Origin of the sequence: Saccharothrix sp. BKS2 (genome assembly GCF_047689505.1) — a bacterium.
In the GTDB taxonomy this organism is placed as follows: domain Bacteria; phylum Actinomycetota; class Actinomycetes; order Mycobacteriales; family Pseudonocardiaceae; genus Actinosynnema; species Actinosynnema lopnurensis.
In genome coordinates, this window is sequence record NZ_JAUQOL010000015.1 from 113383 (window position 1) to 137189 (window position 23807).

General features: G+C 74.7%; 24 protein-coding genes. 14 read left to right on the forward strand and 10 right to left on the reverse strand.

Going from position 1 to position 23807, the window contains the following annotated elements; translation table 11 throughout:
• Window positions 1-98 precede the first annotated feature (98 nt).
• Entirely contained in the window at window positions 99-1154 is a 1056-nt protein-coding gene (locus tag Q5530_RS29560) for a zinc-dependent alcohol dehydrogenase (protein WP_415366091.1), read from the reverse strand.
• The gene (locus Q5530_RS29565) at window positions 1148-2515 is read right to left on the reverse strand and encodes an MGH1-like glycoside hydrolase domain-containing protein (protein WP_415366092.1); all 1368 of its coding nucleotides are present in this window, start codon (window positions 2513-2515) and stop codon (window positions 1148-1150) included. Before Q5530_RS29565 ends, Q5530_RS29560 begins: the two co-directional genes overlap by 7 nt.
• A 185-nt stretch (window positions 2516-2700) precedes the next feature.
• Between Q5530_RS29565 and Q5530_RS29570 the strand changes: the two genes are divergently transcribed.
• From Q5530_RS29570 to Q5530_RS29595, 6 genes are read left to right on the forward strand one after another with little or no spacing between them, the layout of a single operon-like run.
• The gene (locus Q5530_RS29570; RefSeq protein WP_415366093.1) at window positions 2701-4089 is read left to right on the forward strand and encodes an ABC transporter substrate-binding protein; all 1389 of its coding nucleotides are present in this window, start codon (window positions 2701-2703) and stop codon (window positions 4087-4089) included.
• A 3-nt stretch (window positions 4090-4092) separates the two neighbouring features.
• Window positions 4093-5049: a carbohydrate ABC transporter permease gene (locus Q5530_RS29575; protein WP_415366094.1), complete on the forward strand. Its 957-nt coding sequence runs from the start codon at window positions 4093-4095 to the stop codon at window positions 5047-5049.
• Window positions 5046-5933, forward strand: a complete 888-nt coding sequence (locus tag Q5530_RS29580; protein WP_415366095.1) for a carbohydrate ABC transporter permease — start codon at window positions 5046-5048, stop codon at window positions 5931-5933. Before Q5530_RS29575 ends, Q5530_RS29580 begins: the two co-directional genes overlap by 4 nt.
• A 4-nt stretch (window positions 5934-5937) precedes the next feature.
• A complete protein-coding gene (locus Q5530_RS29585; protein WP_415366097.1) occupies window positions 5938-7122 on the forward strand; it encodes an ROK family protein in 1185 nt (394 codons plus the stop codon).
• Window positions 7123-7164: 42 nt separating this feature from the next.
• Entirely contained in the window at window positions 7165-9318 is a 2154-nt protein-coding gene (locus Q5530_RS29590) for an alpha-galactosidase (RefSeq protein WP_415366098.1), read from the forward strand.
• Window positions 9315-10265: a Gfo/Idh/MocA family protein gene (locus Q5530_RS29595; protein ID WP_415366100.1), complete on the forward strand. Its 951-nt coding sequence runs from the start codon at window positions 9315-9317 to the stop codon at window positions 10263-10265. Before Q5530_RS29590 ends, Q5530_RS29595 begins: the two co-directional genes overlap by 4 nt.
• Here the strand turns inward: Q5530_RS29595 and Q5530_RS29600 are convergent.
• Entirely contained in the window at window positions 10262-10936 is a 675-nt protein-coding gene (locus Q5530_RS29600; protein ID WP_415366101.1) for a GNAT family N-acetyltransferase, read from the reverse strand. The genes Q5530_RS29595 and Q5530_RS29600 overlap by 4 nt on opposite strands.
• Before the next feature lie 132 nt (window positions 10937-11068).
• Window positions 11069-12430 carry a cellulase family glycosylhydrolase gene (locus tag Q5530_RS29605; protein ID WP_415366102.1) on the reverse strand — a complete coding sequence of 454 codons (1362 nt, stop codon included), beginning with the start codon at window positions 12428-12430 and terminating at the stop codon, window positions 11069-11071.
• 299 nt (window positions 12431-12729) lie between these two features.
• On the opposite strand from Q5530_RS29605, the gene Q5530_RS29610 reads away from it, so the two are divergent.
• The gene (locus Q5530_RS29610) at window positions 12730-13419 is read left to right on the forward strand and encodes a glycoside hydrolase family 12 protein (RefSeq protein ID WP_415366103.1); all 690 of its coding nucleotides are present in this window, start codon (window positions 12730-12732) and stop codon (window positions 13417-13419) included.
• Window positions 13420-13518: 99 nt separating this feature from the next.
• Here the strand turns inward: Q5530_RS29610 and Q5530_RS29615 are convergent, their stop codons facing one another.
• From Q5530_RS29615 to Q5530_RS29635, 5 genes are all read right to left on the reverse strand, one after another.
• Window positions 13519-14646 (reverse strand): endo-1,4-beta-xylanase, encoded by a 1128-nt coding sequence (locus Q5530_RS29615; RefSeq protein WP_415366104.1) that lies wholly within the window; start codon window positions 14644-14646, stop codon window positions 13519-13521.
• A gap of 76 nt (window positions 14647-14722) precedes the next feature.
• Entirely contained in the window at window positions 14723-15256 is a 534-nt protein-coding gene (locus Q5530_RS29620; protein WP_415366105.1) for a hypothetical protein, read from the reverse strand.
• Window positions 15257-15473: 217 nt separating this feature from the next.
• Window positions 15474-16031, reverse strand: a complete 558-nt coding sequence (locus Q5530_RS29625; protein ID WP_415366106.1) for an HD domain-containing protein — start codon at window positions 16029-16031, stop codon at window positions 15474-15476.
• 109 nt (window positions 16032-16140) lie between these two features.
• On the reverse strand, window positions 16141-16440 hold the full coding sequence (locus tag Q5530_RS29630) for a DUF202 domain-containing protein (RefSeq protein ID WP_415366107.1): 300 nt from the start codon (window positions 16438-16440) through the stop codon (window positions 16141-16143).
• A complete protein-coding gene (locus Q5530_RS29635) occupies window positions 16437-16787 on the reverse strand; it encodes a YidH family protein (protein ID WP_415366108.1) in 351 nt (116 codons plus the stop codon). Before Q5530_RS29635 ends, Q5530_RS29630 begins: the two co-directional genes overlap by 4 nt.
• Window positions 16788-16914: 127 nt before the next feature.
• Between Q5530_RS29635 and Q5530_RS29640 the strand changes: the two genes are divergently transcribed.
• From Q5530_RS29640 to Q5530_RS29650, 3 genes are all read left to right on the forward strand, one after another.
• On the forward strand, window positions 16915-17187 hold the full coding sequence (locus tag Q5530_RS29640; RefSeq protein ID WP_415366109.1) for a hypothetical protein: 273 nt from the start codon (window positions 16915-16917) through the stop codon (window positions 17185-17187).
• A 56-nt stretch (window positions 17188-17243) separates the two neighbouring features.
• Window positions 17244-17543 (forward strand): GlsB/YeaQ/YmgE family stress response membrane protein, encoded by a 300-nt coding sequence (locus Q5530_RS29645; RefSeq protein ID WP_415366110.1) that lies wholly within the window; start codon window positions 17244-17246, stop codon window positions 17541-17543.
• Window positions 17544-17732: 189 nt separating this feature from the next.
• Entirely contained in the window at window positions 17733-18149 is a 417-nt protein-coding gene (locus Q5530_RS29650) for an RbsD/FucU family protein (protein ID WP_415366112.1), read from the forward strand.
• Between the two features lie 3 nt (window positions 18150-18152).
• On the opposite strand, the gene Q5530_RS29655 is transcribed toward Q5530_RS29650, so the two are convergent.
• Window positions 18153-19055, reverse strand: coding sequence for a universal stress protein (locus Q5530_RS29655; protein ID WP_415366113.1), 903 nt, complete (start codon window positions 19053-19055; stop codon window positions 18153-18155).
• A gap of 249 nt (window positions 19056-19304) precedes the next feature.
• On the opposite strand from Q5530_RS29655, the gene Q5530_RS29660 reads away from it, so the two are divergent.
• The 4 genes from Q5530_RS29660 (at window position 19305) to Q5530_RS29675 (ending at window position 23742) form a co-directional block, all read left to right on the forward strand.
• Complete coding sequence (locus Q5530_RS29660) at window positions 19305-19703, forward strand: STAS domain-containing protein (RefSeq protein WP_415366114.1); 399 nt, start codon at window positions 19305-19307, stop codon at window positions 19701-19703.
• A 183-nt stretch (window positions 19704-19886) separates the two neighbouring features.
• Entirely contained in the window at window positions 19887-21947 is a 2061-nt protein-coding gene (locus Q5530_RS29665; RefSeq protein ID WP_415366115.1) for a PIG-L family deacetylase, read from the forward strand.
• 206 nt (window positions 21948-22153) lie between these two features.
• The gene (locus Q5530_RS29670; protein ID WP_415366116.1) at window positions 22154-23524 is read left to right on the forward strand and encodes an ATP-binding protein; all 1371 of its coding nucleotides are present in this window, start codon (window positions 22154-22156) and stop codon (window positions 23522-23524) included.
• Window positions 23521-23742, forward strand: a complete 222-nt coding sequence (locus Q5530_RS29675) for a hypothetical protein (protein ID WP_415366117.1) — start codon at window positions 23521-23523, stop codon at window positions 23740-23742. The genes Q5530_RS29670 and Q5530_RS29675 overlap by 4 nt, the downstream gene beginning before the upstream one ends.
• Window positions 23743-23807 lie beyond the last annotated feature (65 nt).

Sequence of the window (23807 nt, forward strand, 5' to 3'; positions counted from 1 at the left end):
CTCGACCGGGGGGCTCAGGCCGGCGGAACCGGTCCGGCCGGTAGCGCGGGCCGGGCTCAACCCGGCGGGAACCGATCCGACCGGTAGCCCCACCGGGCTCAGCCCGGCGGGGACCGGTCCGGGCCGAACGCGAGCACCACCTGCATCACCAGGTCCGGTCGGGAGTCGACCAGCTCGTACGCCGCCGCCGCGTCCGCCACCGGCAGGACGTGCGAGACCAGCGGGCGCAGCCGGAGGTGCCCGGCCACCGCCAGGTCCAGCACCGTGTCGGCCAGGCGCTTGCGGTCCCAGCGGTGGGCCAGGGCGGGCGCCACGCCGGAGATCTGGGAGCACACCAGGGTCACCCGGTTGTGGTGGAACTCCTCGCCGAGCAGCAGGCCGAGCGCCTCTCCCTGGTAGAAGCCGCCGGCGACGACGCGGGCGTTCCGGGCGACCGCGCGGACGGCCTCGTGCAGGGCCCGGGGGTTGCCGCTGACGTCCAGGGCCACGTCCGCGCCGCGACCCCCGGTCAGGTCGCGGACCCGCTCGGCCACCTCACCGCCACGGACGTCCAGCACCTCCTCCGCGCCGAGCCGCGCGGCCAGGTCCAGGCGCTGCGGCACGGCGTCCACGCCGACCACCCGCGCGCCGTTGCGCCGGGCCAGCTGGGCGACGAGCTGGCCCACCACGCCGAGGCCGAACACGACGACGGTCTCCCCCACGTGGATGTCGGCGTCCAGCACCGCGTTGAGCGCGACGGAGCCGATGTGGCTGAAGATGCCGAGGAGCGGGTCCGCCCGCGGGTCGAGCAGCCGGTCCGCCGCGTACGCCTCCTCCACCACGGTCCCCGAGCGGTGGCCCCACACGCCCCAGACCAGCCGGCCGGGCCGGACTGAGGTCACCGCTGGGCCGACCTCGACGACCTCGCCGACCTCCTCGTAACCCACCACGGCCGGGTAGGCGGCGTCCGGCGCGCCCGGCGCGAACAGGCGCCGGTCGGCGTCCCAGGTCTTGGTGAGGTGGGCGTTCGTGCCGCGGTACTGGCTCATCTCGGTGCCCGCCGAGATCCCCGAGTACAGCGTGCGGAGGCGGACGCCGGTCGCGCCCAGCGGCGGGTCGGGCTCCTCGCCCAGGGACACCGACCCGGGGCCGTCCAGCCGCACCACCGTCACCACCGGGGCTCCTCCGGTCCGCGCGCGAGGACGTCGAGCAGCAGCGCCGCCGTCCAGCTGAAGTCGTCGGCCCCGAGACCCTCACCGGTCAGCGGGTGGAAGTACTCGCGGAACCCCGCGCCGGCCACCAGGTCCACCGCGTCGGCCGCCAGGCGCCGCGCGAGGTCGGCCTCGCCGTGGTCGCGCAGCGCGGTCCACAGCAGCCAGTTCGTGTTCATCCAGGTGGGGCCGCGCCAGTACCGGCGCGGGTCGGCGTCGGGCGCGGTCAGGTCGTAGCTGGGCACGCCGCGCACGCCCGGCGACCCGAGCCCGAACGCCGGTCCGGTCAGCGTCGCGAGCAGCGCCGACCGGCGCCCGGCGGGCAGGTCGGGCAGCAGCAGCGGCACCAGCCCGGCGACCGTGCGCCGGGGCACGGTCCGGCCGGTGCGCGCGTCCAGCGCCGCGTAGCAGCCCAGCGCGGGGTCGAACAGCCGGGCGTGCACCTGGTGCGCCAGCTCCCCCGCCCGCTCGACGTGCCGGCCGGGATCGGCGCCGACGCGGCGGGCGAGGCCGGCGAGCGCGTGCTCCGACCAGGCCAGCACCGCGCAGAACAGCGGGTCGACCACGCAGAACGGCAGGTCGGTCAGGTCGTCGTCGGCGTAGCCGCGGTCGCGGTACGCGGCGACGACGGCCAGGTAGCGGGCGTAGTCCTGGTCGGTGGGGCGGTGCCCGGCCTCGGCGTGCCGCAGGTCGCGGCGCAGGCCGGGGACGGCCTCGACCGGCCCGGTGCCGGCGGCGCGCAGCGGTTCGTCCCACGCCGGGCTGTTGTCCAGCCCCGTCTCCCACGGGTGCACCACGGCCACCAGGCCGGACGACACCCGGCGCCGCTCGAACAGGTAGTCGTGGGAGCGCGCGAGCCGGGGGTAGAGGTGCCGGAGGGCGGCGTCGGTGGCCGCGCCGGGGTGCCGTTCGGCGACGGCGAGCACGGCGGCGGCGTGCACCGGCGGCTGGACCAGGCCCGTGGTGGACACCCCCGGCGCCGGACCGTGCGGCGGCAGCGGTCGCCAGGAGGCCGGTCCGGGGAAGTACGCGTCCTCGGGCACGGCGGGGTTGAACACGATCTGCGGCACCCGCCCGTCCCGCCACTGCGCCTCGTGCAGCGCGGCCAGCTCCGCGAACGCCCGACCCGGGTCGACGTGGGCCAGCCCGACGGCGATGAACGCCGAGTCCCAGCTCCACTGGTGCGGGTACAGCGCGCCGGTCGGCACGGTGGTCGAGCCGCGCCGGTTGCGCAGCAGCGTCGCGGCGGCCCGCGCCCGGAGGTCGGCGACGTCCACACCGCCGGACGAGCCCGGTCCGGTGCGGGCGGTTCCCCGTGGCGGCATGTCGGCCATTAATCCCGCCGTCGGTCACAACGCGCAATGCGGCAACCCGATCCCGGACGCCGGCGGAGCGGAAACGCCGGTGCGGCACCGAACTCGGGCCCGAAGTCGCGGCCGGGACAGCGGTTGTCACGGGACGAACCCCGGGTGTTGGGTGGCGGCCACCGCACCACCGGAAGGGAGCGACCATGACCCGACGGGGAGTCCGCGTGCTCACCGCCGCGGTGTCCGCCGCCCTGCTCCTGGCGGCCTGCGGCGGTGGTCCCGGCGACGGGGACGACGGTGCGCTGCTGTTCTGGACCATCGAGGACACCGCCGACCGCGTCCAGGCCCAGGAACGCCTGCTGGCGCGGTTCACCGAGCGGACCGGCATCCCGACCAGGCTGGTCGCGGTCGCGGAGAACCAGCTCACGGCCGTGCTCACCTCCGCCGCCGCGGCCGGCGACCTGCCCGACGTGATCGGCTCGATCTCGCTGCCGATCATGAGCCGGCTGCGCACCGACGACCTGCTGGACACCGACGCCGCGACGCAGGTCGTGGCCGCGCTGGGCGCCGGCACGTTCGCGCCGCAGTCGCTGGAGCTGACCCGCCAGGGGGACGCCCAGCTCGTCGTGCCCAGCGACGGCTGGGCCCAGCTGCTGTTCTACCGCAAGGACCTCTTCGCCGAGGCCGGGCTGGCGCCGCCCACGTCGTTCGACGCGATCCGCACCGCCGCCGAACGGCTCGACCGGGGCGAGGTCACGGGCATCACCGCGAGCACGACCCCGGCCGACGTGTTCACCCACCAGACGTTCGAGCACCTCGCCCTCGCCAACGGCTGCGAGCTGGTCGCCGACGACGGGCGGGTGGCGCTGGACAGCCCGGCGTGCGTGGCGGCGTTCCGGTTCTACGCCGACCTCGTCACCGAGCACTCCGCCTCCGGCAACCAGGACGTCGACACCACCCGGGCCACCTACTTCGCGGGCCGGTCGGCCATGGTCGTCTGGTCCTCCTACCTGCTCGACGAGCTCGCGGGGCTGCGGGACGACGCGCTGCCGACGTGCCCGCCGTGCCGGGACGACCCCGCGTTCCTGGCCAGGAACACCGGTGTCGTCGCCGGGCTCACCGGACCGGACGGCGACGAACCGACCACCTTCGGCGAGACCGCGTCGTTCGCGCTGCTCAAGGACGCCGCGACGGAGGACGCGAAGCGGCTGGTCGAGTACCTGATGGGCGAGGGCTACCGGGACTGGCTCGCCATCGCGCCCGAGGGCAAGGTGCCGGTGCGCGCGGGCACCGCGCAGGAGCCGCGGGCGTACGTCGAGGCGTGGCGCGGGCTGGACGTCGGCGTCGACACCAGGGCCCCGCTGTCCCGGTTCTACGACGCGGAGACGCTGCGGGTGGTGCAGGAGAGCCCGCACAGCTTCCGCCGGTGGGGCTTCGCCGAGGGCCGGGGCGAGCTCGCGGGCGCGGTCGCCGGTCAGCTCGTCGTGCCCAAGGCGCTGGCCGAGCTGGTCAACGGCTCCGGGGACGCGGCGGACGCGGCGCGCTCGGCCCAGGAGCAGGCCCTCGACATCGCCGACGAGATCGGCGGGTAGGCGGTGCGCGCGCCGACCCGGCCACCCCGCACGCTCAAGCAGCGCGACGCGCGCACCGGGGTGCTGCTGCTGACCCCGTCGCTGGTGATCGTCGTCGCGGTGGTGCTGGTGCCGCTGGCCTGGTCGCTGCTGCTGGCGTTCCAGCGGGTCCGGCTGATCGACGTCGGCCGCGCGGAGGTGTTCCAGGGCCTGACGCTCGACAACTTCGAGCGCGTGCTCGGCTCGGACGTGCTGTGGGAGAGCCTGCGCACCACGGTCGCCTACACGGTGGGGTCGACGGTCCTGACCATCGCGTTGGGCCTGGTCGCGGCGCTGGCGGTGCGCCGGCCGTTCCCCGGCCGGTCGTTCGTGCGCGCGGCGATGCTCATCCCCTACGTCGCGCCGGTCGTCGCGGTCGCGTTCGTCTGGCGGGTCCTGCTGAACCCGGAGTTCGGCGTGGTCAACAGCCTGGGCAGGCGGCTGTTCGGGTGGGAGGACCCCATCGCGTTCCTGTCCCGGACGACCGACCGGGTGGACGTGCTCGGCCTGGACGTGCCGGTGCCGACCGCGCTGCTGACCGTCATCGCGTTCGAGGGCTGGCGCTACTTCCCGTTCGCGTTCCTGTTCCTGCTGGCCCGGCTGTCGGCCCTGCCACCCGACCTGGAGGAGGCCGCGACCGTCGACGGCGCGACGCCGACCCAGCGGTTCCGGCACGTCGTGCTGCCGCAGCTGATGCCCGTCATCGCGGTGCTCGTGGTGCTGCGCGCCATCTGGACGTTCAACGAGTTCGACGACGTCTTCCTGCTGACCGGCGGGGCGGCGGGCACCCAAGTGGTCAGCGTGCGGGTCTACGAGCTGCTCACCGTGCAGCGCAACGTGGGCGCCGCGGCCGCGCAGTCCGTGCTGCTCGCCGTCGTGCTGGCCGTGCTGCTCGGCGCGTACCTGCGGCTGCTGCGCCGACGGGAAGGGGGCCGGCCGTGAACCGCACCGCACCGCCGTGGACGCGCGACCGCGTGGAACGGGCCGTGCTCGCCGTCCTGCGGCCGGTGGTGATCGTGTTCTTCCTGGTCGCCACCCTGCTGCCGTTCTACTACATGGTCCTGCTGTCGCTGCGGCCCATCGAGGACCTGCTGCTGCGGCCCGACTCACTGCTGCCCGACCCGGGCGCGCTGACCCTGGCCACCTACGCCGACGTGCTGCGCCCGGTGGTCGAGGGCGGCCAGGGGTTCCTGGAGCTGCTGGGCAACAGCGCCGCGGTGGCGGGCGCGTCGGTGGTGGTGGCGCTGGGAATCGCCGTCCCCGGCGCGTACGCGGTGAGCAGGCTGGAGTTCTTCGGCAGGCGGCAGGTCAGCGCGCTGTTCCTGCTCGTGTACCTGTTCCCCGGCATCGTGCTGGCGATCCCGCTGTTCGCCCTGCTCACCCGGATGCAGCTGCGCGGCTCGCTGGTCGGCCTGGTGCTGGTCTACATCGCGCAGACGGTGCCGGTGGCCCTCTACATGCTGAAGAACTACTTCGCGACGATCCCGGAGGGCGTCGAGGAGGCCGGCCTGGTCGACGGGCTGAGCCGGGTCGGCGTGATCCGGCGGATCAGCCTGCCGCTGGCCGTGCCGTCGCTGGTCGCGACCGGGATCTTCGTGTTCGTGATCGCGTGGAACGAGTTCCTGTTCGCGCTGCTGTTCCTGGTCGAGCGGCGGGACCGGTGGACCGTCTCGCTCGGGCTGGCGCAGCTGTCGGGCAGCGTCGAGGTGCCCACCACCGTGCTCATGGCCGGGTCGGTGGTCATCACGCTGCCCGTCGTGCTGCTGTTCTTCCTCACCGAGCGGCTGCTCTCGCAGGGCCTGACGAGCGGCGCGGAGAAGGGCTGACCCGGTGACGGCGCGCAGCGGGTTCACCACGTCGCCCGGCGAGATCCTGGTGCTCATCCGGTCCGGGCGGGTTCGGACCCGGCGGGAGCTGCGGGACCTGACCGGGCTGTCCCGCTCGACGGTGGCGCTGCGGGTCGACCGGCTCGTCTCCGCGGGCTACCTGCGGGTCGTCGAGCAGCGGCGCGGCGGCGCGGGCAGGCCCACCGAGGTGCTGTCGTTCGACGAGACCGACAAGCTCGTCCTGGCCGCCGACCTGGGCGCGACGCACGCGCGCTTCGCGTTGACCGACGCGGGCGGGCGCGCGCTGGCCGAGCGCGCCGAGGACCTGGACGCGGCGCAGGACCCGGACGTCGTGCTCAAGACCGTGGTCCGCCGGTTCCGCGACCTGCTCCGGGAGGCGGGCCGGGACCGGTCGGAGGTCGTCGGGGTCGGCGTCGGCCTGCCCGCCCCGGTCGACTTCCGCACCGGGCGACCCGTGCGGCCGCCGATTCTGCCCGGCTGGCACGACGTGCCCGTGGCCAGGACCCTCGCCGACGCCCTGGGCTGCCCGGCGTTCGTGGACAACGACGCGAACCTGCTGGGCCTGGGCGAGGTCCGGGAGCGCTACCCCGACGTGGACGGCCTGCTGTTCGTGAAGGTCGGCACCGGCATCGGCGCGGGCGTGGTGCTGGGCGGGCGGCCCGAGCGGGGCGCGACCGGGCAGGGCGGCGACATCGGCCACATCCGCCTCGCCCGGCCGGTCGACGACGCGCGGTGCCGCTGCGGGGCGACCGGGTGCCTGGCCGCGCACGCGAGCGGCGCGGCGCTGGCCCGCCGGCTCACCGAGCGCGGCATCCCGGCCGCGAGCAGCCGCGACGTGGTCCGCCTGGTGGGCGAGGGCGACCCGGACGCGATCTCGCTCGTCCGCGACGCCGGCCGGCTGCTGGGCGAGGTGCTGGCGACCGCGGTGGCCCTGCTGAACCCGACCGTGGTGGTGATCGGCGGCGACCTCGCGCTGACCCGCGAGCACCTCCTCGTCGGCGTCCGCGAGAGCCTGCACGAGCGGACCGTGCCCGCGCTGGCCAGCAGCCTGGCCGTGGTGGAGAGCCGGCTCGGCGACCGGGCCGGCGTGCACGGCGCCCGGCACCTGGTGGTCGACCAGGTCTTCTCGGCCGAGGCGGTGGACGCCCGGCTGGCGCCGGACCCGTGACGTGCTCCCCGTGCTTCCCCGCCGCCAACCCGAAGGAGGGCCGTGCCCGCCGATCCCGCGATCACGCGCACCACGTGCGCCGGACGACCGGCGTGGCTGCTGCGCACCGCCCACAGCGCGATGCTGCTGTCCGTCGCGGACGGCCGGGCGCTGCTGCTCGACCACTGGGGCGGTGACGGCGGGGGCCTGGGCGGGGACTCCTACCTGCCGCACGTGCCGTGGAACCGGCCGTCGCAGGCCCACTTCCTCGACGGCGTCCCGCTGGCCCACACCGCCTACGGCGACCCCGCGTACAAGGAACCGGGCCTGGTCGTCGCCCGCGAGGACGGCTCGGCGGTGTCGCGCCTGACCTGGCGCGACGACCGCGTGGAGGATGACGTCCTGGTGCTCGCCTTCGAGGACGCCGCGACGGGCCTGGTGGTGGAGCACCGGTTCGCGGTGCGGGCCGAGCACGGCATCGTCGTGCGGGACGCGCGGGTGGTCAACCGGGGCACCCGCCCGCTGCGCGTCGAACGCCTCGCCAGCGCGGTGCTCGGCCTGCCCCCGGCGCGCTACGAGTCGTGGACGCTGCACGGCCGGTGGGGCGACGAGTACCGGCTGACCCGGCGCGGGCTGCCGCCGGGCAAGGTCGTGCTGGAGAGCCGGCGGGGCTTCACCAGCCACGAGGCCAACCCCTGGTTCGCGCTCGCGCGGGTCGGCGAGGAGGGGCCCGTCTGGTTCGGCGCGCTGGCGTGGAGCGGCAACTGGTCGATCGTGCTGGAGACCGAGCGCAACGACGCGCTGCACGTGGTCGCGGGCCCGCACCCGTTCGACTCCACCTGGCACCTCGACCCCGGCGAGGACTTCCGCACCCCGCCCCTGGTGTGCGGCTACACCGACGAGGGGCTGGACGGGGCCGCCCGGCTCCTGCACCGCCACCAGCGCGACCACGTCCTGCCCGCCCGGCACCGCGGCACGCCGCCCCCGGTGCACTACAACACCTGGCTCTCGACCTCCTTCGACGTCCGCTTCGACCACCAGGTGGCGCTCGCGGGGCGGGCCGCCGAACTCGGCGTCGAGCTGTTCGTGGTGGACGACGGCTGGTTCACCGGCCGCGACGACGACCGCGCGGGCCTGGGCGACTGGGTGGTGGACCCGGCGAAGTTCCCCGACGGCCTGGCCCCGCTCGTGGCCGAGGTGCACCGGCTGGGCATGGGGTTCGGGATCTGGCTGGAACCCGAGATGGTCAACCCGGACAGCGACCTGTTCCGCGCCCACCCCGACCGGGTGCTGCACCTGCCCGACCGCGAGCCCACGCCGTCGCGCCACCAGCTGGTGCTCAACTTCGCGCGCGAGGACGTGCGGGAGGACGTGTTCGCCCGGGTCCGCCGGCTGCTGGCCGAGCAGCCGATCGACTTCGTCAAGTGGGACCACAACCGCCCCTACACCGAGGTGGGGTGGCCGCAGGCGCCGGAGCACCGGCGGCGCGAGGTGTGGGTGCGCCACGTCCGGGGCGTGTACGAGGTCATCGGGCGGTTGCGGGCCGAGTTCCCCGACCTGATGATCGAGACCTGCGCGGGCGGCGGCGGCCGGGTGGACCTCGGCATCCTGGGGCTGGCGGACCTCGCGCAGGTCAGCGACAACACCGACCCGGCCGACCGGCTGCGGGTGCAGTACGGGTTCACCCGCGCCTACGCGCCCCGGGCGATGGTCGGCTGGGTGACCGACGCGCCGGAGGCGACCACCGGCCGCACCACCCCGCTGGAGTTCCGCTTCCACGTCGCCATGCAGGGCGTGCTGGGCATCTCCGGCGACGTGCTGGGGTGGGACGAGGACGAGCGGGCGCGGGCGCGGGAGCTGATCGCCGAGTACAAGCGGCTGCGGCCCACCCTCCAGGACGGCGACCAGCACTGGCTGGTGCCGCCGTCGGACACCGGGCCCTGCGCCGTGCAGTACGTCTCCCGCGACCGCCGCGAGACCGTGCTGTTCCTGTACCAGGTGCGCGGGGTCGCGGGCGAGGGCGCGCGCCGCGTCCGGCTGCGCGGGCTGGACGCCGACCGCCGCTACCGGCGGCACGCCGACGGGCTCGTCAGCACCGGGGCCGCCCTGATGGCCGCCGGCGTGCCCGCCGCGTTCCCGCCACCGCCGCCGCCCCGGCACACCGGCGACTGGCGCAGCCGGGTCGAGCTGTGGCGGGCCGCGGAGGTGGCCGGGTGAGGGCGGCGCTGATCGGCACCGGCTACATCGCCGGGCGGCACGCGGAGGCGCTGACCGGCCTGGGGGTCGAGATCGTCGGTCACGTGGGCGGCGCCGCGCCCGAGCGGGCCGCGCGGTGGGGCGGTCGGCCCTACGCCACCACGGCCGGGCTGCTGGCCGCCGAGGAGGTGGACGCGGCCTGGGTCTGCGTGCCGCCCGACGCCCACGGCGACATCGAGTTCGCGCTCATCGGGCGCGGCGTCCCGTTCTACGTCGAGAAGCCCGTGGGCGTCGACCTGGCCACCCCGCGCCGGATCGCCGCCGCGCTGGCCGAGCGCGGCACCACCGCCTGCGCGGGCTACTACTGGCGTGGCGCGGAGGTGGTCCCCGAGCTGCGCCGGATGCTCGCCGAGACGCCACCGCACCTCGTGCGCGCCGCCTGGCACGGCTCCGTGCCGCCCGCGCCGTGGTGGCGGGTCGAGGCCCGCGGCGGGGGGCAGGTGGTCGAGCAGGCCACCCACCTGGTCGACCTGGCCCGGTTCCTGCTCGGGGAGGCCGAGGTGCTCCACGCCGTCTCCCGGCACTCGGCCCTGCCCGCCCACCCGGACCTGGACGTGGCCACGGTGAGCGCGGCGACGCTCCGGTTCGCCTCGGGGGCGGTGGGCACGTTCACCGCGACCCCCGTCCTGCACGCCACGGTGGACGCGGGCATCGAGTTCTGCTGCGAGGGCCGCAGGCTCACCCTGACCAACCGCGTGCTGCGCCGGGAGGACGCCTCCGGGGTGCACGAGGTCCCGATCGGCCGCGACCCGCTGGTGCTCGCCGACGAGCGGTTCCTCGCCGCGGTGCGGCGGGGCGAGCCGGGGCTGGTGGTGTGCGACTACGCGGACGCGGTGCGCACGCAGGAGCTGTGCTGCCGGGTGCGGGACTTCGGGGCGCCCGGCGGGGAGGAACCCGACCCGGGCTAGGTGTCCCCGGGGGACGGCCAGTGCCGTCCGCGCCGGTTGCGCTGGTGGCGGCCGCGGCGGGGAGCGGCGTCGGGCGGTTCCGCGCGGCCCGGGTGGAGCACCGCGAACTCGCGCGCGGTCATGGTCATGAGCACCAGGTACCTGAACTCGCCCTGCGACAGGTTCGGGTCGAGGAAGCGCTTCTCCTCCCGGAAGCCGAGACCGGCGTGCAGGATCAGGGAGGCGAAGTTGCTGCCGTAGATGCCGACCTCGCAGGTCCGGTAACCGCGCCCGAACATGAGCGCCAGCAGGACGGTCACGGCGTCGGCCGCGTAGCCGCACCGCCGGTGCCGGGGGCCGATCCCGATGCCGTAGCTGAACCGGTCGGAGGTGGCGTCGGACCGGACCGTGGACACCGACCCGACCAGCACCCCGCTGCGCAGCGCCTCGATGGCGAACTGGAGGTCCCCGCCGGGGTCGGGGGTGCGGGTCCGGTGGGCCCCCCAGTGCCGGTAACCGCCGACCTCCGGCGCCCGGCGGTCGGCGCAGTCCCGGTCGAACCCCATCAGCGTGCGCCGGTCACCGGGGTGGATCTCGCGTAACCGCACCTTCCGCCCCGACCAGCTCGGCGAACCCGACGACGTCAGGTCGACGCGGGCCGGCAGGTCCGGGGGGCGAGTCTGCGGGATCATCGGCCCGGACCCTACCGGATCACGGTGACGCTTCGGCGCTCGCCGAGGCGTGGAACGCGGGTGGCACCACCACCTGCGCCGACCCGTTCACCGGGGTCGCTCGACGCGTCGAGCGACCCCGGCGGGCCCGGCTCAGCTCGCGACGCAGGACGCGGTGGGGCCGGTGTTCGTGGTGCGCGACGTGCCGGTGAACCCGAACGCTGTGGTGGCGCCGGCGGCGAGCGCGCCGTTGTGGCCCGCGTTGCGCGCGGTCACCGCCGAACCGCTGCTGGTCACCGAGGCGTTCCAGGCGTTGGTGACGGTCTGGCCGTCCGCGAAGGTCCAGTTGACCGTCCACCCCCTGATCGCCGAGGCGCCCGCGGTGACCCTGACCTCGCCCTGGAACCCGCCCGGCCACTGGTTCACGACCCGGTAGGTGGCGGTGCAGCCGGCCCCGCCGCCGGGCGGCGTCGTCGTGGTCGTGGTGGTCGTGGTGGTCGTGGTGGTCGTGGTGGTCGTGGTGGTGGTCGTGGTCGTGCCACGACCGTAGATGGTGGCTTCCCGGGACGTGGCCCTGATCCCGTTGGCGCCGTTGAAGACGCGCTGACCCCAGGTGGTGAGCCGGGTCGGGTCGAACTCGGTGGCCATGTCCAGGACCGGGTCGGTGTTGCCGCTCCACGACCAGGCCAGGTAGCCCAGCCCCCGCTTCTCCGCCTCGCCCAGGATCGTCTCGTGGTCCACCTCGTTCGCGGCGAACCGCCAGCCGAACTCCCCGATGACCAGCGGCCACCCGTTGGCCCGGAACCGGTCGAGGTAGTCGACGATGCTCGCGGCGGTGTTGAACACCGAGTACATGTGGATCGACAGCACGGTGTTGCGCGCGCTGTCGGCGTCGAGGACCTCCTGCGCGTTGTCCCGCATCACGTACTGCCAGTCCTGGCCCCAGTTCGGCCCGTCGACCATCAGCAGGTGCTGGAACCCGTTGGCTCGCATCTTCCGGATCGCGTCGGCGGTCGCGTCGGTCCACTGGGCGGCGTCGACGTTGCCGATCGGCTCGTTGCCGATGTTGACCACGACGTGGTTCTCCTGGCCGACCAGGGCGCTCTTCTGGCTGATCCAGTAGTCGACCGCCTGGTCCAGCGACGCGGCCGCGGCCTCCTCGCCGTAACCGGTGGTGTCGTGCACCTCCAGCACGCAGATGAGCCGGTTCCGCTTGCACAGGTCGATCACGGCGGCCGTGTCGGTGGACGGGCCCCACCGCTGACCCGAGCCCAGCACCACCCGCACGGTGTTCGCGCCCAACGCCTTGACGTCGGCGAACGCGCTCGTCCGGCCGGTGAACCAGACGTGCGGGTGGTTGACGCCGCGCATCACGAAGGGCTGCCCGTTGGCCTCGACGATCCTGGTGCCGCTGACGTGCAGGCCCACCGCCGCGCCGGCCTGCGGCAGGGACACCGCCACGAACCCGGCGGCGGAGAGCAGCGCGACACCGATCGCCGCGAGCGTTCGTCTCATGACCTACCTCCAGTCGAACACCGTTGTCCAACAACGCTTCCGGTCCGATCAGGACCCGGGCGACCGTTGACGAGCCTGCTCGGTGAACGCGCGTTCGACAACCCGTCGAACGCTTCGACGCGCACGTCCGGGTGAAAAGCTTCGAACGCCCGGTTCGAACGCCGTCGAATCCGGACGCCGCCGTTGACCACCACCCCGGCGGCTGCCACAGTTCGTTCCACCGTCGTCGGGAACCGCACTTCCGCGCTTTCGCCGCAGCGCGCCGGAGAACGGGCGACGAAGCCCGGGGAAGAGTGCCGATGGTGAACAGGACGCGGTGGGCCGCGGTGGTGGTCGCGCTGGTCGGGCTCCTGGTGGGGAGCGCGGGTTCGGCGCAGGCCGCGACCTGGTCCTCCACCGACAAGTGGGGCACCTGGTCCAACGGTGGGTACACGGTCCGCAACAACGTCTGGGGCAGCGGCACCGGCCCGCAGACGATCTGGGCCAACTCCTACGGCAACTGGGGCGTGTGGGCGGACCACCCGAACACCGGTGGCGTGAAGTCCTACCCGCACTCGGCCAGGAACGTCGACCGCAAGCTCAGCGGGTTGAGCAGGCTGTCCAGTTCGTTCAACGTCACCCGCCCCGGCAGCGGCGCCTACGCGACCGCGTACGACATCTGGGCCGACAACCACGCCTACGAGGTCATGATCTGGGTCAACAAGCAGGGCGCGGTGGGCCCCATCGGGGCGCGCGAGACCACCGTCTCGGTGGGCGGCCACACCTGGGACGTGCACCGCGGCTCGAACGGGTCGAACCAGGTGTTCTCCTTCGTGCGCACGAGCAACACCAACTCCGGCACGGTCGACGTGCTGGCGGTGCTGCGCTGGATCGGCACCCGCGGGTGGTACGGCGACGTGACGATCGGCGACGTGCAGTTCGGCTTCGAGATCACCTCGTCCGCGGGCGGGATGGACTTCAGGTCCAACAGCTTCTCCATCACCACCTGACGGTCGCGGCCCCGGAGGGGGCCGGAAACGCGGGGGGAGGGCCGGCCCGATCGGCCGACCCTCCCCCCAACCGTCCACACAGGACGGTCGTTCGCCACGTCAGCGGCGCTTCTTGCCCGCCTTCTCCAGGGTCGTGCGCAGGGCGTGGTAGGCCGGCTTGCGACCGAAGTCCTCGGTCATGACCGTCGCCGAGCCCTCCCCCTCGAAGAACACCGGGACCCACGAGTACTTGTCGGTGAAGCCCCAGATGGTGAAGGAGTTGCAGTCGTCCACCTTCAGGCAGGCGTCGAGCGTGCGCTGGTAGTAGTCCGCCTGCTGCGCCAGCTGGGCCTCGGTGGGCGCGCCGCCCTCCGGCAGGTCCATCCGCACGTCCAGCTCGGTGATCGCGGTCTCCAGCCGGAGGTCGTCGAAGCGCTGGAGGTTGACCTGGAGGTCACCCGGGAAGCCGTACCGCGTGCTCAGGTGCGCCTGGGCGGAGAACCCGTGCACGGGCACCCGCTGGGCGCGCAGCTCCTTGATGAGCGCGAGGTAGGCGTCGCTCTTGGCGTTGACGCTCTCCACGCCGTAGTCGTTGAAGAACAGCTTCGCCCTGGGGTCCGCCTGGTGGGCCCAGCGGAACGCGTCCGCGACGATGCCGGGACCCAGCTCCCGGATCCAGATGTTCTCGCTGCGCAGCTGGCCGGCCTCGTTGAAGATCTCGTTGGCCACGTCCCACTGCTGGATGCGGCCCTGGTAGCGGCCGACCACGGTGAGGATGTGCTCGCGCAGGATCTTGCGCAGCTCCTCCTTGGTGAAGCCGCCCTGCTCCAGCCAGGCCGGGTTCTGGCTGTGCCACAGCAGGGTGTGGCCGCGGACGACCTGCCCGTTCTGCCGGGCGAACTTGACGATCTTGTCCGCCATGCCGAAGTTGTAGGTGTCCCGGTCGGGGCGGAGGTAGTCCCACTTCATCTGGTTCTCGGGCGAGACCGAGCTGAACTCCGCGGCCAGCAGCTTGCGGTACTGCTGGTCCGAGGTGAACGGGTCGGGGTAGGGCTGCTCCTCGTGGTGACCGCCGCCGGCCGCGGCGGTGCCGATGTAGAAGCCCTTGGGGGCCGCCTCGCGCAGGGTGTCCTTCTTGGCGTGGCCCGGCCGGTGGGCGGCTGCCGGCGCGGCCGAGGCCACGAGCGTCAACGGCACCGACAGCGCCACCGCGGCGACTGCGGCGGTGACCAGGTGGGTCGACTTCATCAGGGTCTCTCGCTTCCTCGCGATGTCACTTCGAAACTTTCGTTGTACTGGTTGAAATATTTCGAGTTGCCGGACCCTAAGATGACGGGCGCATTACCGTCAAGGGTCGGTTCCGCGCAGGTCGCGGCCCGCACCGCGCCGGGCCGCCGTCAAGAGGACTTGCGCAGGTGCTTTCGAGCCGAACGCGAGAGCCCTTCACCCAGAACCCGCCCGACCGCCGCGCCCACCGCCGCGCACGACGCCCGGACGACGGCGCCGCGACCGGGCCCGTCGACCACGTCGAAGCACTTCGGCGCGGCGCGGTGGTCCGCGGCCACCGCGAAGGCCCGGCACCCCGGCCGTGCGCGTAGCGGGCGTGGGCGAGCAGGGCGGCCGCCACCGCGCCGCGGCCGGGCGGCACCGCCCGGCTCGGCACGCCCAGTTCGGTGAGCGCGCTGCCCACCAGGTCCGGCCCCGGGCCCGCACCGGTGTAGCAGGCCAGCGCGTGGTGCACCGGCCCGGCCGCGCGCAGCACCGCCGCGACCCGCGCGCGCACCAGCTCCGGCCGCGGCGCGTCCGGGCCCACGACACCGTCCACGTCGATCAGCAGCACCCGGTCCGCGGCTCCCACAGCGTCGATCCTGGCGTCGGGCGGACCGACCGGCCGGCCTGTTCCCCCATCGGGTGATCCGCACGGGGCCTGAGCCCGGCACCTGGCCACCCTCGCCCCTCGGCCCAGCCCCAGCCCCCGCGCCCCGGGCCCGCACCCCGCGCCGGGGGCCCCAGGCATCGGGCATCGCGGTCCGGGCATCGCGGTCCGGGCATCGCGGTCCGCAGCCGGACGCGGCTCAGCGCAGCCGGCCCTCCACGCGCTCGGCGACGGCCAGCAGCAGGGGCGCGCGCAGGTGGTGGACGCGCGCGTTGGGCGAGTCCGGGCCGTGCCGCGCCAGCATGTCGGCCATCCGCCGCTCGACCGCGACGCGCTCACCCCGGCTGTCCACGGTCTGGTCGGCGTAGGTGACCGCGTCGGCGACCGGCCCCTCCTCGCACGGGTACGCGTCCAGCTCCTCACCCAGGCCGAGAGCCCCGGCCACCAGGCGGGCGCCGGAGTGGTGGGCGACCAGCGCGCAGACCCGGTCGGGCCACCCCAGCCGGGCCAGGTGGCGGGCGCCGTCGAGGGGGTGGAAGCCGGTGACCGCGATGGGCGGGGCGTAGCCGGCGTCGTGCAGCCACGCCGCGGTGACCACCAGGTCGCGGTCCTCGGCGGGCACCGTGACCGACAGCTCCCGGGCCCGCGCCGCCACCGCCCGGGTGTGCCGCCACCGGTCCCCCAGACCCGCCAGCAGCCGTTCGGCCAGCTCGGCCGCAGCCGCCGGTCCGCACTCCCGCACTTCCCTCGCGATCACCTGACAGGACTTGCCGGTGAGCGGGTCCGGTGAGCGAACGGCCGGTGAAATCCCGGCGGCGAACCGGTGAACCCGCCCAGGGCGGGTGTCCGGTGTGGAGCGACGGCGCTCAGGGCGGGCCGAGGTCGAGCGGCAGCGCCGACAGGCACGCGGCGACCACCAGCGCGGCCACGGTCAGCAGCACGGCGGGGTTGACGGGCCCGGTCGCGCCCTGGCGGGACCGCGCGGCCACGGCCAGCACCACCGACGTGGCGGCGACGAGGACCGCGGGCAGGGTCGTCCACCCCCACCGCTGCCGGACCGCCACGTGGAGCAGCAGCAGGGCGCACGCCGCGGCCGCCATCGCGGTGCGCCGCCAGGCCAGGACCGTGCGCTCCGGCTGGAGGCCCGGATCGCGCTCCCGGCTCACGCGAACACGACCAGCACCGCCGCGAACCCGGCCAGCACGAGCACGGCCGCGGTGAGCACGACCAGCACGCGGTTGCGGGGCAGCGCGGCGCCCGACCGCATGGCCGCCTGCACCCGCCGCCACCGCGGGAAGCTCGTGCCCGCCACCAGCACCGCCAGCGCGAGGCACCCCACGGCCAGCGCGGTGGTCGCCCACGGCACCTCGAACGGCGGCACCAGCTGCCGCACCGCGACACCGGCCGCCAGCAGGCCCAGCGCGGTGCGGATCCAGGCCAGGAAGGTGCGCTCGTTGGCCAGGGTGAACCGGTAGTCCGGTTCGTGGTCGGTCGGTGGCCGTTCGGCCGCCATCGGCGCTCCTCGGGGTCGTGCCTGCCGCGCCGGGCCGTGCTCCGCCGGTCGCCCCGGGAACGCTATCGTCGCGGGGGGTCGGACCGCCTGATCGGCGCCGGTCGGACCACGGAAAGCGGAGGCGCGCGTGAACGGCTCGGGGAGGTGGCTGCCCGCCGGGGACCGTCCCGGGCGCGGCGCCTGGTTGGGGCCTCTCTCGCTGGGGTTGAGCCTGCTCAGCTGGCCGATCCCGGCGGGCGGCGCGGCGGTGGCGGTGGTGGCCGTGGGGTTCGGGGTGCTGTCGATGTCCACCCAGACCGAGTACCGGGTCGACTGGACCGCGGTCGTCGGCGTCTCCGTCGGCCTGCTCCAGCTGGCACTGTCGTTGATGCTGCTGGTCATGGCCGCCAACGGGTACTGAGCGCGAGTCTGGCGCACGGCGCGGGGATTGCGCGCCGGGGCGGTCGGGTACCCCGGTTGTCGACAGCCATCGACAACCGGGAGGACGACATGATCGGGTTCATCGTCGCCGGCTTGGTCATCGGCGCGCTCGCCCGACTGATCAAACCCGGCAAGCAGCACCTGGGCATCGTGGCGACGCTGCTGCTCGGGCTGGTCGGTTCGGTCATCGGCGGCACGGTCGCCAACCTGCTCGGCACCGGCGGCATCTTCGAGCTCAACGTCCTGGGCTTCATCGTCGCGGTGATCGCGTCCGTGCTGCTCATCGGCGTCGCGGAGGGCATCGCCGGCGGCGGTCGCCGCACGAGCCCGCGGTAAGCGCCCACGCCACAACGACACCACGCGGTGTGCGGGAACTCCCCGCACACCGCGTTTTCGGCTGCGCGAGCGGATGCGCCACGTGATCAGGTGAGCGCTAACAGCTACGGGCGTCGAGCTCTTGCCCGCTTTTGTGTTAGCGATAACATGCGGAGCGCACGCCGACTCGCCGCACCGAAGGGCCGCCCGATGCTCCGCTACCCCCTGCTGCACCCGCCGCTGCTCTCCGCCCTGGCCACGGCCGGCCACGGCAGCCGGGTGCTGCTCGCGGACGCGAACTACGCGCACCGCACCAACGTCCACCACCGCGCCGAACTGGTGCACCTCAACCTGCGCCCCGGCCTGCTCACCGTGGACCAGGTGCTGGAGCCGCTGCTCACCGCCGTCCCGGTCGAGGCCGTGCACACCATGCGCCCCGACGAGGGCGGCACTCCCCCGGCGTGGGCGGGCTACGAGCGCCTGCTCGGCCCCGAGCTGCCCCTGCGACCGCTGGCGCGGCAGGACTTCTACGACGCCTGCCGCGGTCCCGAGCTGGCCGTGTGCGTGGCGACCGGCGACGGCCGCCTCTACGCCAACGTCCTGCTAACCATCGGCTTCGTGGCCTGACGCTCAGGCCACGGCGTGCGGGGGCAGCACCGCGACCGGGCACGCCGCCCGGTCCACCACCGACTGGCTGACCGACCCGAACAGGGCCCGGCGCACCACCCCCGCCCCGTGGCTGCCGACCACCAGCAGCCCGGCGGTCCGGGCGGCCGCGAGCAGCACCTCCACCGGTGGCCCCGGGACGACCTCCACGCGGGCGCGGACCCCGGGGTGCAGGCGAGCGCACTCCGCCAGGTCGGCGTCCTCCTCGACCCGGTACGGGACCGCGCCGTCGGCCACCGCGTGCACCGCCAGGAGCCCGACGCCGGCGCGCTCGGCGAACTCGTGCGCGAACCGGAGCGCCCGACCGCCGATCGGCGAACCGTCGACCCCGACCACCACCGGACCGCCCTCACCGCGCGCCTCCCCGGCATCTCCCCGGGTGCCGCCTCCCCCTGCGTCCTCTTCCCCTGCGTCCTCTTCCCCTGCACCCCCTTCCCCGGCGCGCACCACCACCACCGGCCGGGCGCACGCCTGCACGACCTGCGCCGCGGTCGAGCCCAGCAGGACGCTCGTCACGCCACCGCCGTCCGAGTGCCCGACCACGACGAACGCCGCGCGCTCCGCCGCCCGCACCAGCACGTCCGCCGGATCACCCGGCACCACCTCGGCCCGGACGTCCACCGCGCCGCGGGCCCGGCACCGCCGCGCCACGTCGTCGAGCAGGTCGCGCGCCCACTGCCGCATCGCCTCCTCCCCCGCGACGTCGACCGGCTGGTGCAGGTGGACCTGCTCGTAGAGCGGCCACCGCAACCCGTGGACCAGCAGCAGGGGCAGCCCCCACAGCGCCGCCCGCCGGGCCGCCCACTCGGCCGCCCGCGCGGCCCCGTCGGTGCCGTCGACCCCCACGACGACCTGCTCACCGGACATCGGCGTCTCCCTTCGGCCCTGGGCCCAGCGGGGTCCTGCCCGTGGTTACCCCGTGTCAACCCGCAGCGGTGACCCCTTCGGCGCAACACGGCCCGCGCAACCGGCCGGTATCCCACCACCGGGTGGTTGCGGGTGCCGCTTCCCACGCCGTACGGTCGCGATGTCCACGCGACAAGCGCTACGCGGAGCGACGTATCGGGTTGAACAGGGGCTCGGTTGCCGGTTCTCGTACCGACCGAGGAGTGCCGCTTGGGTGACATCACCACCACCACGACCGTCAGCACGGGCGACCGGTGGGGCGTGCCCGTGGTCGGGCTCGTCGGGGAGGTCGACATGGTCTGCGAGGCCCCCGCGCGGGCCGCCCTGGTCGAGCAGCTCGACCGCCGCCCCGCCGGACTGGTGCTGGACCTGACCGCCGTCGACTTCTTCGGCTCCACCGGGATCCGGCTGCTCGTCGAGGCGTGCGGGCGGGCCGAGCGCCACGGAACGGCCATCGCCGTGGCCACCAGCCGGCGCGCGGTCCTGCGCACCCTGGAGATGACGCTGGTCGACGAGCTGGTGGACGTCCACCCCACGGTGCCCGACGCCCTGGAGGCGCTGCGGGCCGCCGGCGTGCCGTTCCCCCGGCAGGCCGCCGCCTGCCGCTGAAGGACCCCCGCACGCCCCGGCGCCGACCACCGCGGTGCGGTCCGGCACCCCCGCGCCGACCGCACCGGTGCGGTCCGGTCACCGGAACACCGAAAACGCCTTCCGCGAGGCCCCGCCGGGGCTAGCCTGGTCGCCCGTCCACATCGTGGACACCTCCGGTCTTCTCGCTGAGGGGAGGTCTCGGTGGCCCCGCCGGATTTACCGAACTCGTCCCGCACCACCGCACCGACCGCTTCCTACGTCAACGTCGTCGCGCACCAGGACGACGACATCCTGTTCCTGAACCCGGACCTGGCGAACTCGATCGCCGCCGGGCGGCCCAACACCACCATCTACCTCACCGCCGGCGAGGCGACCCGGCCGCTCGGGTCCGGCCGGCCGGACGACCCGCCGTTCGACGAGTGCGGCAGCCGCGGCGACCTCGACCGCGAGGACTACGCCCGGTGCCGGCAGCTCGGCATCCGCGCCGCGTACGCGCACATGGCGGACGTGGCCGACGAGTGGACCGAGGACCTGCTGACCGCCGACATCGGCGACACCTCGTTCACCGTCGAGGTGCACACCCTGGTCGACCACCCGGACCTCAGGCTGGTGTTCCTCGACCTGCCGGAGTGGGGCAACCTGTGCGACGACGTCACCGTCCCCGAGGACGAGGGGCACACCCCGACCCACCGCGGCGCGAGCCTGTACCACCTCTGGTTCAACGAGCGCGGTGCGCGGACCATCGTGCCCAGCGGCTCGCTGCTGCACGCCTCCGACACCCGCAACTGGTTCCCCGACCGGGACCACCTGATCTCGTTGCTGCGCCACCTGTTCGCCTGGCTGCGGCCGACCGTGGTCCGCACCCAGGACCCCGACCCGGACCCCCGGCACGAGGCCCCCACCTGGCTGCACGACCACAGCGACCACGTCAGCGGCGCCCGCTTCGCGACCGAGGCCGCGTTCGGCTACGACGGTCCCGACGGCCGCCCGGTGGCGCGGGTGGTGCCCTACCGCTGCTACAACATCCAGCACTCGCAGGTGAACCTGGACGCGGGCCAGCGGGCGGACAAGGCGGCCACCTTCTCCGCGTACGAGGGCTGGGACACCGACTCCGCCCTGGAGGGCATCTACGCGGCCTGGACGCAGCGGATGGTCTACCGCCACACCACCGGGACCACGTGGGCGGGGCTGAACGAGGACGGCCGGCCGCAGGTGTTCGCCGCGCAGGGCAACCGGCTGGTGACGTGGTGGCGGAAAGCCTCGGGCCAGTGGTCGGGGCCACTGGCCTACAAGGTGCCCGGCCCGCTCGCGCCGGGGGTGTCGGTCACGACCAACGAGGACGGCCGGCTCCAGGTCTTCGCCCGCCGGCTGGACGACCACGAGATCGTGACGACGTGGCAGGTGGCGGTCAACGGCGCCTTCGCCGGCTGGGCCGGGCTCGGCAACCCCAACGGGGGCACCGACCTGGCCGCCCAGGTGGGGACGCCGGTCGCGAAGCTGACCGCGGACGGCCGGATCCGGGTGTTCGTCAAGAACGGCGGCGGCGGGTTGAGCGTCCTGGCGCAGGCCGAGCCCGACGGCGCGTTCGAGGACTCGTGGCAGGACGCGGCCGGCTCGGGGTTGCAGGACGGCCTCGCGGTCGGGCTGGACCGCTCCGGCGGCGTCGACGTCTTCGGCTACGCGGTGCAGGACGGCGTCGGCCGCATCCGGCACTGGTCCGCGCCGCCGCCGGACGAGGACGGCCCCGTCGGTCCCTTCACCCCCCGACCCGACCTGGTCTCGTTCGAGTCGTCCGGCCCGCCGTCGCTGGCCACCACCTGCGACGGCGAGCAGGACGTCTTCTACCGGCTGGCGGCCAACGACTCCGGCGACCTGGCCGGCTGGGTCGGCCACACCCGGCAGCTGCCCGACGGCGGCTGGACCGCGCTGGGCGAGACGACCTCCGGCCACGGCGGGGTGGGGCAGCCCGCCGTGGCGGACGCGCCCGGTCCCCTGCGGGAGGACGGGCGGATCGCCGTGTTCACCACGAACCGCGGCGGGGGCGTCAGCGCCACCCGGCTGACCGCGCCGGACGAGGAGCCCGAGCCGGAGTGGGCGGACCTGGGCGGCTTCATCATCGGCCAGCCCGCCGCCCTGGTCGACCAGGAGGGCAGGATCGCCGTGTTCGGGTTGACCGACGACGGAGGCGTGGTGGTCCGCGAGCAGTCGGAGGCGGGGCGCTCCGCGCCGTTCGACGAGTGGACCGCGCTGCCCGCGCCCTAGCCGCTCGACCGCGACGGCGGCGGACACCGCCGGCGCGACGGGTCGGCGCACCCGCGGGTGAACCTTGCGATCACCTTGCGACGGCGGCGGCGACCGGTTCCGTGGGGGAGGATCCGGGGTGACATGGACTCCTCCCCCACCGAGCGCGACGCACCGCCGCCGCCCGCCACCGCGCGCGCCGCCGGCCGGCGGCCGGACCCCGACCGGTGAGGGGGGTGCACCGGTTCTCGCTGCGCTGGCGCGTGGCGATGGTGCTCGGCATCGGGTCGCTGCTGCTGACCAGCGTGCTCGCCCTGGTGGTGTGGAACCTGGCCTCGGGCTACATGCTGCGCCAGCGCGAGCAGAGCGCGGTGCGGCAGGCCGAGGTGAACGTGCGCCTGGTGGACGAGTCGCTGCGGACGGGCTCGCACGGGCTGGAGGAGCTGCTGACCGGGCTCACCGCGAGCCCGGACACCACGATCCTGCTGTTCCGCCCCGGCCAGGTGCTCACCAGCGGCAGGCAGGTCGACGCGTCCGTGCTGCCGCCCCCGCTGCTGCGGATGGGCCGCGAGGGCGTGCCCGCCGGCCAGCGGCTGATCGTGGACGGCATCCCGGTCTACGCGGTGACCCTGCCCATCACCAACGCCGAGGGCGTGTACGTGGAGATGGCGCCGATGGTGCAGCTGGACCGGACGTTCCGGTTCCTCAGCGCGGTGCTGGTGACCACGACCGTGGCCAGCGGCCTGCTCGGGGTCATGCTGGGTTCGTGGGCGAGCAGGCGCGCCCTGCGCCCGCTGACCGCGTTGACCGCCGCCGCGTCGCGCATCGCGGGCGGCGACCTCAAGGCCCGGCTGCCCGAGCAGTCCGACCCGGACCTGACGCCGCTGGCCACGACGTTCAACGCCACCGCCGACGCGCTGGAGCGCCGCGTGCTGCGCGACGCCCGGTTCGCCGGCGACGTCAGCCACGAGCTGCGCTCCCCCCTGACCACCATGGTCAACGCCGCCGAGGTGCTGCGCCGCCGCCGCACCGAGATCCCCGGCACCGCCGGACGGGCGCTGGACCTGCTCACCTCCGAGGTCGACCGGTTCGCCCGCATGGTGGTGGACCTGCTGGAGATCTCCCGCGCCGACCAGCAGGTGGACGACCCGACGCCGGAGCCGATCGACCTGGCCGCGCTGGTGACGAACGTGCTGGCGGCGCGGCCGGGCGAGCCGGTGCCGCTGGAGGCCGACCGGCTCTCCCCGCACGTGCTGGGCGACCGCCGCAGGCTGGACCGGGTGGTGAGCAACCTGCTGGACAACGCCGCGCGCCACGCGGGCGGCGCGGTGCGGGTGGCGGTGCTGCGGCGGGCCGGGCAGGCGCGGCTGGAGGTGGACGACGAGGGGCCGGGGGTGCCGGTCGAGCTGCGCGAGCGGATCTTCGAGCGGTTCGACCGGGGCACGCGGGCGGGCAGCCGCGGCACCGACACCGGCAGCGGCCTGGGCCTGGCCCTGGTCGCCCAGCACGTGCAGCGCCACGGCGGCTCGGTCCGCGTCGAGGAGCGGCCCGGTGGCGGGGCCAGGTTCGTCGTGGAGATACCGGAGGCGCAGCTGTGACGACCCGACCGCGCGGGACCACGAGGGCGGCGCTGCTGCTGTGCGCGGCCGCGGTGCCGCTGCTGACCGGCTGCGGCGTCACCGCGCAGGACCAGCCGCAGCCGCTGGTGACCTCGCCGGTCAACCCGGCGCCGACGCCGACGCTCACCCAGCGGCCGGACCCGACCACCTCGTCCGCCGCCACCACCACGACGACGGCCACCGCCTCCTCCACCTGACGGCCCGTCCTCGACCTGACGACCCGGACGGCGGCTGGTCGATCGTCAGGCACTCGTCAGGTCGA

Excerpts from the sequence above, each read along its gene's own strand:
- Q5530_RS29615 (WP_415366104.1), bottom strand. The coding sequence starts at position 14,646 with ATGAAGTCGACCCACCTGGTCACCGCCGCAGTCGCCGCGGTGGCGCTG.
- Q5530_RS29635 (WP_415366108.1), bottom strand. The coding sequence starts at position 16,787 with ATGGCGGCCGAACGGCCACCGACCGACCACGAACCGGACTACCGGTTC.
- Q5530_RS29570 (WP_415366093.1), top strand. The coding sequence starts at position 2,701 with ATGACCCGACGGGGAGTCCGCGTGCTCACCGCCGCGGTGTCCGCCGCC.
- Q5530_RS29600 (WP_415366101.1), bottom strand. The coding sequence starts at position 10,936 with ATGATCCCGCAGACTCGCCCCCCGGACCTGCCGGCCCGCGTCGACCTG.
- Q5530_RS29655 (WP_415366113.1), bottom strand. The coding sequence starts at position 19,055 with ATGTCCGGTGAGCAGGTCGTCGTGGGGGTCGACGGCACCGACGGGGCC.
- Q5530_RS29565 (WP_415366092.1), bottom strand. The coding sequence starts at position 2,515 with ATGCCGCCACGGGGAACCGCCCGCACCGGACCGGGCTCGTCCGGCGGT.
- Q5530_RS29650 (WP_415366112.1), top strand. The coding sequence starts at position 17,733 with ATGCTCCGCTACCCCCTGCTGCACCCGCCGCTGCTCTCCGCCCTGGCC.
- Q5530_RS29610 (WP_415366103.1), top strand. The coding sequence starts at position 12,730 with ATGGTGAACAGGACGCGGTGGGCCGCGGTGGTGGTCGCGCTGGTCGGG.
- Q5530_RS29605 (WP_415366102.1), bottom strand. The coding sequence starts at position 12,430 with ATGAGACGAACGCTCGCGGCGATCGGTGTCGCGCTGCTCTCCGCCGCC.